Raw genomic sequence first — 13,442 nt, forward strand, 5'->3', positions numbered from 1 at the left:
TTTTATCGTATGGGGATTAGACAATCATCAAACTGTTTTTCTTCTGCATCAACTCGACAATTTCATCAGTTTCAAAACCAAAACGCCAATACAACAGCTCCAGAACATCCAGTTCATCCTGGGTAATAATACGATCATTCCACAAACATAATTCTGCAATGCCTAAAATACTCAGACGGTCACGCAGTAGTAAACCCGCAATATCATTCAGAATTTCGGCTAAATCAATCGGCTCATCCGAAATTTCAGCATAAATTTCCAGTTCTTTTACAGTTAATACCCGTTTCAGGATTTTTTCACGCACATCAAGCTGATTGTGGCTATTAATTTGCTGCACATGCAATAAGGCATCAATCAAACGCACAATATGCGGTTTCACCTCATCCAAAGACGTTGGAGTATGAATCGGTAAAAGATTCAATTCATGTTTCACATATTCAAGCAATAAAGCATCCAATAAACCAATTTCACCATCTTCCTGAATAATTCGCGCCAGTTTCATCAAAAACTGGCGTGCAATGGTCGCTGGCATAGAGCCAATATTTTTACATGCCTCGCGAAAGATCGAGATATGAACCCGTCCATCTAAATGCAGTAATGAATCCACAATGGCACGGCTGACTTCGGCTTCAGCCGGAATAAATTCACGGTACTGCCGAATCATTAAAATGGCCACCATCACTTCCCGTGAACCCGTAGCAGTCTGCAATGCACGCTGGATTAATTCAGGACGCTGCATATTGTTTCGAATTTCTGGATTTAAGGGTTTAATGGCATCCTTCAGGGCAAAACTGATCGGTGATAGACGCAGCAATGGCAAGGGTTGCGGGGAGCTCCAGGGTATATAAACTTCACTGTTCAGCTCTTCAAGCGAACGAAACAGGCTAAATAAGGGCTGATTGCGTAATTTCTTCAAATTTTCAAGCTGTAAATCCTGCACCAGACCAGGATTCAACTCATAAATACGTTGATCAATACGCGGATGAATATTCATCCAGTTTTGTGGACCTAAAGAATTAGCAAAACACATATGCGAAATGGATTCTGCATATTCGCTATGAATTTGTGATCCTGAATGATGTACATGAATTCTCAATAAGGTTTGCACATTGGCATCATTTTGAATCAGACGCCTGGTTTTTTGATCATTCTTAAAAGTGCGGCTACCGAGTGAAATATATTTAATAAAACGGGTAATCAAAACCCCTAAACTCCCAACCAACCAGATCAGCCCACCCATAGCTACAAAGAAAGTCGCAAGTTTATGCCTATATGCCCGACCATGCTTGGTAAAGCCTAATTTGGCAATTTTACTGCCCCACTGGCTCAAAGTCGTCAGGCTGCTGTAAAGAATTTTTAGACGCGTATTTTCAGCTGTTTCACCCGATAAAATTTTATTGAATTCATGACTTAACAAACCATAAAGTTCTAATTCATCCAGATTCTGCAAAGCACCCCAGGTTAAAATGATCACAATATCACGTGGATAAAATCCGGCTGTCAGTGCATTTACCCCAACTTCATCAGGCAACACATATACCGTAGGTGTATCAATTAAAAAGGTTTCAGCCAGCTGTTCGGTAATTTTTAGGGCTATGCTTTCTTCAGGAATACTTTCGATTAAATTTAAACGACGAGCCCCCATCTGTTTCGCCAGTGAATGTCCACCAGAACGAAAAACATAGAACTCATACCCTATAGAAACAGCCATCACACTCAGTAATAAAGCAATCAAATAGGGACTTAACACATGCCAGAAGATGGATTGAGTTTGATCAAAATAAAAAACATTCAACCCCAAAATGGTATTTAAAATAAATAATGTCAGCAACACCGCGAGTACACAGATACTTGCAGACCAAATCATATTTTTGTTTTGAATAAAAGAATAACCCGCACTCTTCAATGTAAAGTTCCTTTATTACATTGTATTTATCTACTCATCATAAATTAAAAAAGCGGGAATTTCCCGCTTTTCATCGCATGCAAGAAGAATTTATTCTTCTTTCACGCCAGTCAAGTCCACTGACGCCGCATCAATATTGACATCAATATAACCATCTTGAGCTTTTTTAGCAGAGTCATTACGCTTACTTTCCAGTTCCTCCAGATAAGCTTCATCGATACCGCCCGCTACATACACACCATCAAACACCGAACAGTCAAATTCCTGTAATGCTGGTACCTTGTTGGTACGAACTGCGCCTTTTAGATCTTCCAGGTCCTGGAAAATCAAACGGTCTGCACCAATAATTTCACGGATTTCTTCAACACTGCGGTTTGAGGCAATCAGTTCCGCTTTTGCTGGCATATCAATACCGTACACGTTTGGATATTTTACCATCGGTGCAGCCGAAGCAAAGAATACTTTTTTCGCCCCGGAATCACGTGCCATTTGAATAATTTCGTTACAGGTGGTACCACGTACAATCGAGTCATCCACCAGTAAAACGTTTTTGCCTCTAAACTCCAGTTCAACCGGGTTTAGCTTTTGACGTACCGATTTCTCGCGTTGCTGCTGACCCGGCATAATAAAGGTACGTCCGATATAACGGTTTTTCACAAAACCTTCACGGAATTTAACACCCAAACTATTTGCCAGTTCCAAAGCGGAAGTACGAGAAGTATCCGGAATTGGAATCACCACGTCGATGTCGTGCTCATCACCCCATTCGCGGATAATTTTGCTGGCAAGCTTTTCGCCCATTTTTAAACGTGCTTTATATACTGAAATGCCGTCAATGATGGCATCTGGACGTGCAAAATACACATATTCAAAGATACAAGGACGATATTCAGGATTTTCAGCACATTGCTTGCTAAACAGCTCACCCTTTGAAGTAATCAAAATGGCTTCGCCTGGTTCAATATCACGTTCAACTTTAAAGCCTAAAGCGGTAATCGCTACAGACTCGGAAGCAATGATATATTCAAGGCCTTTTTCCGTTTCACGAGAACCATAAATCAATGGACGAATACCATTTGGGTCGCGGAAACCCACCAGACCATGTCCGGTAATCATGGCAACTACACCATAAGCACCTTTACAGCGCTCATGTACACGTGTCACCGCATTGAAGATATCTTCCGGCGACGGATTCAACTCGCCACTTTTCTGCATTTCATGAGCAAAAACGTTTAACAGTACTTCAGAATCCGAATCGGTATTCATGTGACGAAGATCTGTTTTAAACAAATCTTCATGAATTTCTTCAGCATTGGTCAAGTTACCGTTATGCGCCAGGGTAATTCCATAAGGCGAGTTCACGTAAAATGGCTGTGCTTCTGCACTGCTCGAAGAACCCGCTGTCGGATAACGCACATGACCAATACCGTAATTACCTAGCAGTGCACGCATGTGACGCGTATGGAAGACATCTCGCACCATACCGTTGTCTTTACGCAGGAATAGCCGCCCTTTATGACAGGTTACTATTCCGGCTGCATCCTGACCACGATGCTGTAACATCGTCAATGCATCAAACAACATTTGGTTAACGGGTGACTTACCAGCTATACCAACTACTCCACACATAGCAACCTCGCAAACAAGCTAGGATTAATAAAAAGGATTATTTGTTGATTCGCCTGTACGCGCTGCATGCTTCTGCGTTTTTTCAGACGATGAGTCGGAAGATGACGCTGCGTCTTCAGACTTGATATGAGCAAGTGCCCCTTGCGCCGCTTCTTTAGAAAGTTCGGTCGCCCAGGGCGCATACGGAATAAGGAGTTGTACAAATTTAGACTGTTTCCAGTGCGGAGAACTTTCCACCCAGGGACCCAGGCCCTGCATGGTGATGAGTACAATCAATAAACCTTTTAAAGAGCCAAAAGCACCACCTGCCAAACGGTTCAATGGGCCGAGTTTCAGGCTCTTCAATACTTTGTTCAGAAATGCGGTGACAATCCAGGTTAACACCACCATGACCAATACAATAAATGCAAAAGCTGCTATTTTTTGTACCACTGGATCTACACTGAGCGAGACCATCGAAGGTGCCAGGATGGCTGCGTATTTTGCACCGATGACCAGCGCAAGAACCCATCCTACCAAGTTCGCAAAGGCTGAAACCAATCCTTGTCGCAAACCGTTGAGCCCTCCAATGAGCAAGATAATCAGTATAAAGATATCCAGTGTATTCATGGTGTGTTTAAAGCATCAATACAATCTTTAATCAGGGCTGGACCTGTATATATGAGGCCACTATAAATTTGTACAAGGCTGGCACCCACCTGTTGTTTCGCAACAGCCTGTTCGCCCGACAAAATCCCGCCTACCCCGATCAATGGAATCTGACCTTTTAATACTTTAGCAAAAGCAGCAAGACAAGCGGTACTTTTTTCAAATACAGGCGCACCGGACAAACCACCCGCTTCATTGCCATATTTCAGGTTTTCCACCCCTTCACGAGACAAGGTGGTATTGGTCACAATCAAACCATCAATTTTAAACTGGATTAACTGTTTCCCAATGAACTGGATATCTTCGTCGGTCAGATCAGGAGCAACTTTAAGCACTAAAGGTACATAATGCTGATACTCTTCCGCCAGTTCAAGCTGACGTTTTTTCAAGGTTTGCAGCAATTCTGTTAACGCATCGCCGCTTTGCAGGCTGCGCAAATTTTTAGTATTCGGCGATGAAATATTGACCGTGATATAGGAAGCGTAGTTATAGACTTTTTCCAGACAGATCAGATAATCATCTACAGCATTTTCAACCGGGGTATCGGCATTTTTACCAATATTAATGCCCAAAATACCTTTGAATTTTGCTGCCTTGACATTTTCAATCAGCTTGTCTACACCGTCATTATTAAATCCCATACGGTTAATAATGGCCTTGGCTTCAGGCAAACGGAATAAACGGGGATGTGGATTGCCCGATTGGGGACGTGGTGTAATGGTTCCAATTTCAATAAAACCAAAGCCCAGCCCAGCCAGAGCATCAATATAAGCGCCATTTTTGTCCAGACCAGCTGCCAAACCTACCGGATTGGGAAATTCAATTCCCATACAGGTCACAGGTTTGGACGCTACGTTTTGACGCATCATGCCCATGCGATGAGCTGATTTCAATAACGATAGTGTGAGCTCATGTGCACGCTCTGGTGCTAAAGAAAACAACAAAGGGCGGGCAAGAGAATACAACATATCTATAAAAGTCTACTGCTTTTTAAGTCGGCATATTATAGGCATAGCCCGCAGAAAACGCCATGCTTCACAGATCTTTATTTTTACCCTTTATTGCACTGTCGCTGTTAATTTAATCTGACCAGCATCAGAAATTAGTTCTATTTTCTCAAGGCTTAGACCCATTTGTACTAATTGGGTTAAAAAATTTGCCAAGATGGCATAATTTTCATGTGCCGCAACAATCTGGATTTGCTCACCCGTTTGCTGGGAAGCCACCGATAATCCCTGCTGCTGGGCAACACGCTGAACCTTTTCTGCAGCAGTTAACTGCACGTCATCTGCAGGTTTCATGGTGACTGCATTACTTTGCATCCATACAATCATATCCTTAAGATCATTGACCCGATTCTGCTGTTTATTCGCAGCGGCATGCATATACCAGAGTGCCGAACCAATAACCGCAATCACAACAAAAATAGTGGTAAAGATCACCATATAACGTTCACGTTGCGACAGCTGGTCCAGATAATCCGTGACTCTTTCAATGAATTGATCAATCGAGTTTTGCAGTTTTTCTGATGTATTCATTATTGTATTTTCACCAATCCAATTGCACCTGGACCATTGGGCTGAACAGTGCCTAATTCTGCCTTAAAGCCTTGCTGATTGAGCTGCTGGGTTAAATTTTGCAAAGCAGCCGCAGAATTGGCTTTCAATTCCATATTTAAAATAGAAGCTTCATAATTGATACGATTAGCCACGATCTGATTTTGCATCAGCACTGGACCAATCCGGCTTAGCAGCTGTAAAGCTTGAGTATTGGCACTTTTATTTAAGCGTACATGACTTTCAAACTGGCTTTTTAAATTCTGCTCGGTCACACGACTACTCTGTCCAAACCAGTACTTATACTGATCAATCGCTTGCAACGCAGTCTGGTCTGCCACTTTTTTATATTTATACCAGCATGTTGCATCATAGCCAAACTGGACAACAATAGCAGCAACCAAGACAGCAGCACAGGCTTTCCAATAACCGGACATAGCCTGACTGTTTTTAGCTTTAGGTAGAATATTAAAAGGATGAAGTCGCGCTTTTTTTAATACCGGTATTTCATAATGGAAAGATTCAATCTGTTCCTGCGTCACCATGGCTTCAAGGCTTTGCATTTGTTCAGCGGTAAAATTACTGATTTTATAAGATTGCCCCGAAGGCTGATAATCTAAAAACAGTGCCAGATCATCCACCGAATTGCCCATAAATTCACTTTCACGCACCAGCAAGCGCCCGGACAGGTTCGCAATGATGATCTGCCCCACTTCTGGAGCTGGTAAAATGAGAAAATCGGGCAATAAGGAAGCAACTTTAACCGGGATTAAGTTCAAAGCATGTTGCAAGGTTTCAACCGTACTATTTGCCACACCCAAAATGATTAACTGATCGGGATTTTGAAAATGATGCAATATTTTCATGGAATCGATGGGCAAAAGCACAAATTCTTCTAATAAATATTTAACCCCATCCGTACCCAATTTCTTGTACTGGGGCCTGGATAGACTCTGTTGCAGCATTTGTACATCACGACTGGGAAAAAATACCACAGCTTCTTGTCCATGATAGCCTTGAATATCTTGAATTAATTGTTCAAGACTAAAGGCCTGAGACCAACTCTCTCCAGTTGACCAGTGCCAAACCCCATTGGCTTCAGGCATCCATAAATACAACATCAATATTTTTCTGCCGTTTTAATTAATATTCTATACATTTGGAATAAAACTTTTTAACTGTGTTGATAATCCTGTTGCAATCACTGCTTGTTCATATATCCGCGCTTCAGCCAGAGCATACGGATGAGAAGGTTCTGCGGTCAACAATGATGCCATATGCGCCACTACATTCATATGACACACCACCACAATAGACTCATAAGGAAGCTGAGACAGCCAGTCTACTGCCAATTTTGCATCATCATCCGGCTTAATCTTATTGCACACCAGTACCGGTACATCACGAAAATAATGTTGTAAATGTGCCAGGGTTTCCTGCGCACGCAATAAAGGACTCACCACAAAAGCATCAGGACGAATGATATCCTTTAAATATTCTGCAGTGAGTTGGGCTTGCACATGTCCACGCTCGGTCAAAGGACGCTTATCATCATTGCCATGCACCGCTGGAGCGGCTTCACCATGACGGACTAAGATAAGTTGCATAAAAAATTCCTTATTTTCAAATATGCAGCGATTATAACCAAGCTTTATAAATGCAATAATATGATTTAAAATTACACTTCATTGTGAGGTAAAACAAATTCCACATCGCTACGGTGACCATTTTTCATGAGTGAAAGTGCAATGCTTAAAGGCGGTGCACCTTCAAAAATCACATCATATAATGCACTGGTAATTGGCATATAGACACCTAATTCTTCCGAACGGCTACGCACCTGTACAATGGTATTGATCCCTTCCGCAGTTTGGCCCAATTCTTGGGTGGCCTGTTCAAGGGTCTTACCCGAACCTAAGGCAAAACCCACCTGATAGTTACGGCTGAGCGGACTATTACAGGTTGCAAACAAGTCACCCACGCCAGACAATCCTAGGAAAGTCAGAGGGTTTGCACCCAGTTTCACCGCAAAACGGCTCATTTCTGCCAGTGCACGGGTTAAAATCATGCTCTTGGTGTTTTCACCCACCTTATAAGCAGCAGCCATACCCATGGCAACAGCATAGATATTTTTTAATGCCCCACCCAGCTCCACACCATGCACATCATCGCTACCAAAAACACGGAACAATGCGCTATGCAACGCTTGCTGTACGGCATAACGCACCAGTTCCGATTGGCTGGCAATCACAGTTCCTGCAGGTTGCCCGGCCATAATTTCCTTAGCCAGATTCGGTCCTGAAAGGACACCATAGGGAACCTGAGGCAATTCTTCGCGAATAATATCGCTCATAAAATGGAAAGTTTTCGCTTCAATACCTTTGGTTAAGGAAATCACCGCCTGTGAGCTAATAAAAGGCTTAATTTGTTTCAGTACATCGCGAAAAGAATGGCTAGGAATAGCCACCAAAATAATGTCACGATTACAGACAGCTGTTTCTAAATCCGATACCGCTTTTAAACCCGGCTCCAAAACAAAATCGGGTAAATAGCGTTTATTGATATGGATCTGATTAATTTCTGCTGCCGCTACCTCATCACGAATCCAGATAATGGTATCACAACCATTGCGTACAGCAGTATTGGCCATTGCCGTACCAAAACTGCCACCGCCCAATACGGTCACACGCAAGGCCGTTTTTTGATCAACCACAACCGGTTCAACAAGATCTGAAAATTTCAACTCTGACATTATTTTTATATCTCAACTCATGATTCAATACAGTTACTTATTCCAGTAACTGACATAGTTTTGTGTATCCACTGCTGTACGCGCTGGAATCGCTTTCGCTGCCGTTCCAATATAAATAATTCCAGAAATTAAATCATCTTCTGATAGTCCCAGGCTTCGCTTAAACAACGGCGACTCAACCACCGCTCCGCTACGCCACATGGTTGAAAAGCCTTGTACCTGTAAAGACAACAAGAAGTTTTCTATTGCTGCACCTGAACTTAAGGTTTGTTCAAAATTAGGCACTTTAGGATGGGGCTGAAATTGGGTTAATGCCAAAACCAGCAGCGGTGCACGAAATGGATGGTTTTTTACCCGATCCAATTGAGCGGGATCAGTTTCACCCAAATCCGCCAAAGCTCTGGACAGCAACTCACCAAAAGCTTCACGCTGATCACTCGGAATCACCACAAAACGGGTAGGCTTTAAACGATGATGATCTGGTGCAGTCAAAGCCGCCTGAAAGGCTTTCTCCAGTTGCTCTGCATTCGGCGCAGGCTCAACCAAATGCCCAATCGACTGACGTTGATGAATATTTTGATGAACCGTATCTACCGCTGAATCCGTCATTGACTTTGATATCTTTGTACTAAATATTTCATCAAGATTAGCATAATCTTGTTTAGATACTCTAGAGCGTTGAGTGAATGTCTACTCCACAATAGCTAACTTAACCAACTTTCAGTCACAGAGAGTTCATATAAAGCTGCATATTTCATACAAGTCCTTCAAAAATCATTCAAAAAATCATGTTCAAATAACTCAAACTCTTTTTAAAACAATCCTAGGGGAAAAAGATGAAACAAGTTTTTGCACTCGCTTCTGTTGCCGTTGCTGTCGCCTTAACTGCCTGTGCATCCAATCCAACCACCTCATTAGCGACTCAAAAAGAAAATAATCAATATGAAGTGACGGGTATCGGTAAAAGCAGTTTAATTTCTAAAAATAATGCGATTACTGCAGCCAATAATGCCTGTGGTAAAAAAGCCACGCCTGTTATCGTGAATGAAAAAACTGAATACAACGGTGCCTTAAAAGGTGTCGTCGATGAAAAAACCGGACAAATGATTCAGGCTGCAACTACTGTATTGAGTACCTTGGCTGGCAAAAGCGGCAGTCTGGCACGTGATGAAGACTATCAAACCGTACTGACCTTCACTTGCCGAGCCAACTAAGAAACCAAATCACAGCCTGCCTCATCTTATTTATTCAATACAACTATCCAGGGCAAAAAAAGCCGCTTCAATAAGCGGCTTTTTTGTTTATCGCATTATTTAATGCTGAGATAAATATCTTGAAAATTAACAATAACCTTCAAGACGGGTTAAAGGCAATTTCTGACCAATGGCTTTTTCAATTTCTGGAAGATAGAACGCATCATCTTCAGATAGGAAACTAATACTTACCCCACTACTTCCCGCACGACCGGTACGGCCTATACGATGCACATAGTCGTCAGACTGCTCAGGAAGGGTAAAGTTGATTACATGCGAAACACCGTCCACATGAATACCACGACCTGCAACATCGGTCGCGATCATAATATTATGTTGGCCGTTCTTGAATTGATCCAGCATTTTAAGGCGCTTGTCTTGTGCAATTTCACCTGACAACATCACCACTTTATAACCGTCTTTTTTCAGGTGATCATAAAGCTTACGTACCTGGTCACGACGGTTAGCAAAAATCATGACTTTTTCAATCGGCTCATCACGCAAGATTTCTTGCAACAATTTATATTTATCAGTTTTGGCAACCATATAAACGCGCTGTTCCACATCAGCATTGGTTTTCTTTTCCGGCTCAATTTCCACAGTCACCGGTTCGAACAACCACTGTTGCGCCAGATTCAATACATCATAGCTAAAGGTGGCAGAAAACATTAAGGTTTGACGCTGTTCTTTACGCGGAGAAAAACGCACAATACGTTTTACCGATGGAATGAACCCCATATCCAGCAAACGGTCTGCTTCATCAATCACCAAAAATTCAATCTGGTCCAACCAGACTTCTTTTTGTTCAACAAAGTCGATTAAACGTCCTGGTGTCGCCACAATAATATCGACAAAATTTTTATCCAGCTGCGCTTTCTGCTTATCAAAATCTACCCCACCCAGCAAAGTCACCAGATGCAGATCGGTAAATTTGGTAAGCTCTTTGGCATCACTTTCAATCTGCAAAGCCAGCTCACGTGTAGGCGCAAGAATCAGCGCACGTGCTTCGCCACGAAAGCGTTGTTCTTTAATCGGATTATTGAGCAAATCATTAATCACACTCACCAGGAAAGCCGCCGTTTTTCCTGTACCTGTTTGTGCACGACCAATGGCATCATGTCCAGCCAGAGTGAATTTTAAAACCTTTTCCTGAATAGGTGTCATTTCTTTGAAACCTAAAGCATCAATCGCCTGTTTCAGTTTCGGATGTAAATTTAAGGTTTCAAAACCAGATGACATATAAATGTGCTCTAACTTAATGATCAGAAAAAATAGGAATCTATTATAAACAAAAACGCCCCAAATTACATTGGGGCGTTCTCATGAATAATCAGGCGATTAGTCTAAAGGTTGTACTTCTTCAGCTTGGAAGCCTTTTTGACCTTTAACTACGCTGAATTCAACACGTTGGCCGTCACGAAGTGAACGGTGACCGTCACCTTGGATAGCGCGGAAATGAACGAATACGTCGTCGCCGCCGTTACGTTGAATAAAGCCGAAGCCTTTAGTGTCGTTGAACCATTTAACTACGCCTTGTTCACGAGCTGTCATAAGTTAATCCTCATTGTATTTAATTAAAGGACCACCCGGTGTTGCAAACAGCAGAGTAAACAAGGTTTAAAAATAATTATTATTTCTAAGCTTGTAATCATTCTGTATTACTATTAACAAAATCCCGGTTACATCCATTGCAATATTCAATTTTAAGACATTTAAAATGCTGTCATAAATTTGAATACGCAACGAGCTTAACACGGGTTTATGACAATTCATACTGTTTTTTTTGATTAATCTTCTTTTTGATTCGGCTTCTTTTTTACTAATTATTTCCTTATTTTAGATAAGTACTTTTATGTTGAAGTTCTATAATTTTATTGGGCTTTGGCACTAAATTTGCTAATATTTATCGAAATTGAATTAGATATTAAATGCGATGAATGATCTGACCAATTCAGCAATAATCATTGATGCCAGGGGTAAGCCTTGCCCCATGCCGTTATTGATGCTTAAGCGAGCGATCAAGAACAAATCAGGCGGCATATTTTTACTCAAATCTTCAGATCCACATAGTCAGCAAGATGTAACGCGTTATTGTTCAATGCATCAAATGAACTGCAATATGACTAAAATTTCTGATTTTGAATATCACTACTTAATTGAATCTTAATTATTTTCAATTAAACTAGAACGTTTCAAATGTGCATAAAAAATTACATTTCTCTACCCAAATTTCCTAAACTCGCTGAAATATTGGATTAAGATAAATTTATTAAGATGGTTATGTCATCCAACTCTCAAGGAGAACACATGAGTGACAGCAGCAATCAATTGATGCCCCTGTCATTATCGGCACCAGGGGTAAATCTCGGTGCTTATATAAGTACTGTCAATCAGATTCCTATTTTAACGGCTGAACAAGAAAAAGAGTTGGCCGAACGCTACTTTTACGACCAAGATTTAGATGCTGCGAAAATGCTCGTGATGTCTCATTTACGTTTTGTGGTTCATATTGCCCGCAGTTATGCCGGTTATGGTTTGCCGCAAGGCGACCTGATTCAGGAAGGCAACTTGGGCTTAATGAAAGCAGTGAAACGTTTTGACCCAAATATGGGCGTGCGCTTGGTGTCATTTGCCGTACACTGGATTAAAGCTGAAATTCATGAATACGTGATCCGTAACTGGCGTATTGTTAAAATTGCCACGACCAAAGCTCAACGTAAATTATTCTTTAATCTACGCAGTTTAAAAAAATCCAGTAAAAAACTCACCCTGGATGAAGCACAATCCATTGCCAATGACTTGAATGTCACACCTGAACAGGTGCTGGAAATGGAAGGCCGCCTGACCGCCTACGATGCTGCTTTTGAAGCGCAAGGCGATGATGATGATGAAGGTTCAACCCATGTTGCTCCAGCCTTATATCTGGAAGATAACCGTTATGACCCGGCACGCCTGGCTGAAGAAGACGACTATGAAGAACAAAGTACTTCTGCCCTGCATGATGCCATGGATCAACTGGATGACCGTTCACGCAACATTTTACAGCGTCGCTGGCTGGATGATGAAAAATCAACCCTGCATGAGCTAGCTGCGGAATATAACGTATCTGCGGAACGGATTCGCCAGCTTGAAAAAAACGCCATGGAAAAAATTAAAGTGGCCATGTCTTCCAACTAAATGACCGAACATATGCAAGGTATTTCGAAAAAAGGGCCAAGTGCTCTTTTTTCATATGCAGGCTGCAGTAATGTTGCTTTTTGCCTTCCGTGCAAGTACCAGAATATGCTAAGTTATGGGGCAAATTTATTCAGGTAGTCATTGCTTATGTGGATTGCAATTTCAGCCCTCAATTTAGCTTTTGCTGTCATGCTTGGTGCTTTTGGTGCACATGGCTTAAAAACACGTGCAACAGAAGCTCAATTGGCGTGGTGGCATACCGCAACTGATTATTTTTTCTATCATGCGCTTGGACTTTTGGCGCTGGCCATTTTAGCCAGAGTCATTCCCCAACTTCCCATTAAAGCCAGTTTTATCCTGATTCAGGTCGGTATTTTCTTTTTCTGTGGTTCACTCTATGTCATGGCCTTAGGCCTACCCCGCGGTTTAGGAGCAATTACCCCCATTGGCGGTGCTTTAATGATTGCAGGCTGGCTGGTACTGGCATGGAATGCCTTTAAATACGTGAAATAGAATAAGGG

15 protein-coding genes are annotated in these 13,442 nt (G+C 41.9%); 4 read left to right on the forward strand and 11 right to left on the reverse strand.

The annotated features are described in order from the left end of the window. Positions 1 to 16: 16 nt before the first annotated feature. The 9 genes from B9T38_RS03950 to B9T38_RS03990 form a co-directional block, all read right to left on the reverse strand. Positions 17 to 1,867, reverse strand: coding sequence for a M48 family metalloprotease (locus B9T38_RS03950; RefSeq protein WP_373423497.1), 1,851 nt, complete (start codon positions 1,865 to 1,867; stop codon positions 17 to 19). Positions 1,868 to 1,996: 129 nt separating this feature from the next. Beyond that, complete coding sequence (gene purF / locus B9T38_RS03955; RefSeq protein WP_086195555.1) at positions 1,997 to 3,535, reverse strand: amidophosphoribosyltransferase; 1,539 nt, start codon at positions 3,533 to 3,535, stop codon at positions 1,997 to 1,999. Between the two features lie 24 nt (positions 3,536 to 3,559). Then, complete coding sequence (locus B9T38_RS03960; protein WP_086195556.1) at positions 3,560 to 4,144, reverse strand: CvpA family protein; 585 nt, start codon at positions 4,142 to 4,144, stop codon at positions 3,560 to 3,562. After that, complete coding sequence (locus B9T38_RS03965) at positions 4,141 to 5,151, reverse strand: quinone-dependent dihydroorotate dehydrogenase (RefSeq protein WP_086195557.1); 1,011 nt, start codon at positions 5,149 to 5,151, stop codon at positions 4,141 to 4,143. Before B9T38_RS03965 ends, B9T38_RS03960 begins: the two co-directional genes overlap by 4 nt. A gap of 90 nt (positions 5,152 to 5,241) precedes the next feature. Beyond that, positions 5,242 to 5,721: a type II secretion system protein M gene (locus tag B9T38_RS03970; RefSeq protein ID WP_086195558.1), complete on the reverse strand. Its 480-nt coding sequence runs from the start codon at positions 5,719 to 5,721 to the stop codon at positions 5,242 to 5,244. Next, a complete protein-coding gene (gene gspL / locus B9T38_RS03975) occupies positions 5,721 to 6,860 on the reverse strand; it encodes a type II secretion system protein GspL (protein ID WP_086195559.1) in 1,140 nt (379 codons plus the stop codon). The genes B9T38_RS03970 and gspL overlap by 1 nt, the downstream gene beginning before the upstream one ends. A 30-nt stretch (positions 6,861 to 6,890) precedes the next feature. Further along, on the reverse strand, positions 6,891 to 7,346 hold the full coding sequence (locus B9T38_RS03980; protein WP_086195560.1) for a SixA phosphatase family protein: 456 nt from the start codon (positions 7,344 to 7,346) through the stop codon (positions 6,891 to 6,893). Between the two features lie 71 nt (positions 7,347 to 7,417). Then, positions 7,418 to 8,491 carry an NAD(P)H-dependent glycerol-3-phosphate dehydrogenase gene (locus tag B9T38_RS03985; RefSeq protein ID WP_086195561.1) on the reverse strand — a complete coding sequence of 358 codons (1,074 nt, stop codon included), beginning with the start codon at positions 8,489 to 8,491 and terminating at the stop codon, positions 7,418 to 7,420. Between the two features lie 33 nt (positions 8,492 to 8,524). Continuing rightward, complete coding sequence (locus B9T38_RS03990; RefSeq protein WP_086195562.1) at positions 8,525 to 9,100, reverse strand: nitroreductase family protein; 576 nt, start codon at positions 9,098 to 9,100, stop codon at positions 8,525 to 8,527. Positions 9,101 to 9,327: 227 nt separating this feature from the next. Here B9T38_RS03990 and B9T38_RS03995 point away from each other — a divergent pair, with 227 nt between their 5' ends. Further along, positions 9,328 to 9,705: a hypothetical protein gene (locus tag B9T38_RS03995; RefSeq protein ID WP_086195563.1), complete on the forward strand. Its 378-nt coding sequence runs from the start codon at positions 9,328 to 9,330 to the stop codon at positions 9,703 to 9,705. Between the two features lie 126 nt (positions 9,706 to 9,831). On the opposite strand, the gene rhlB is transcribed toward B9T38_RS03995, so the two are convergent. Both rhlB and B9T38_RS04005 read right to left on the reverse strand, forming a co-directional pair. Continuing rightward, positions 9,832 to 10,983, reverse strand: coding sequence for an ATP-dependent RNA helicase RhlB (gene rhlB, locus B9T38_RS04000; RefSeq protein ID WP_086195564.1), 1,152 nt, complete (start codon positions 10,981 to 10,983; stop codon positions 9,832 to 9,834). Between the two features lie 99 nt (positions 10,984 to 11,082). Further along, complete coding sequence (locus B9T38_RS04005; protein WP_004648643.1) at positions 11,083 to 11,295, reverse strand: cold-shock protein; 213 nt, start codon at positions 11,293 to 11,295, stop codon at positions 11,083 to 11,085. A 382-nt stretch (positions 11,296 to 11,677) separates the two neighbouring features. On the opposite strand from B9T38_RS04005, the gene B9T38_RS04010 reads away from it, so the two are divergent. The 3 genes from B9T38_RS04010 (at position 11,678) to B9T38_RS04020 (ending at position 13,434) form a co-directional block, all read left to right on the forward strand. Then, on the forward strand, positions 11,678 to 11,911 hold the full coding sequence (locus B9T38_RS04010; RefSeq protein ID WP_086195565.1) for a sulfurtransferase TusA family protein: 234 nt from the start codon (positions 11,678 to 11,680) through the stop codon (positions 11,909 to 11,911). Between the two features lie 140 nt (positions 11,912 to 12,051). After that, positions 12,052 to 12,921 carry an RNA polymerase sigma factor RpoH gene (gene rpoH, locus B9T38_RS04015; protein WP_086195566.1) on the forward strand — a complete coding sequence of 290 codons (870 nt, stop codon included), beginning with the start codon at positions 12,052 to 12,054 and terminating at the stop codon, positions 12,919 to 12,921. A gap of 147 nt (positions 12,922 to 13,068) precedes the next feature. After that, positions 13,069 to 13,434, forward strand: a complete 366-nt coding sequence (locus B9T38_RS04020; RefSeq protein WP_086195567.1) for a DUF423 domain-containing protein — start codon at positions 13,069 to 13,071, stop codon at positions 13,432 to 13,434. Positions 13,435 to 13,442: the final 8 nt, after the last annotated feature.

The organism is Acinetobacter sp. ANC 4218, assembly GCF_002135245.1.
GTDB lineage: Bacteria > Pseudomonadota > Gammaproteobacteria > Pseudomonadales > Moraxellaceae > Acinetobacter.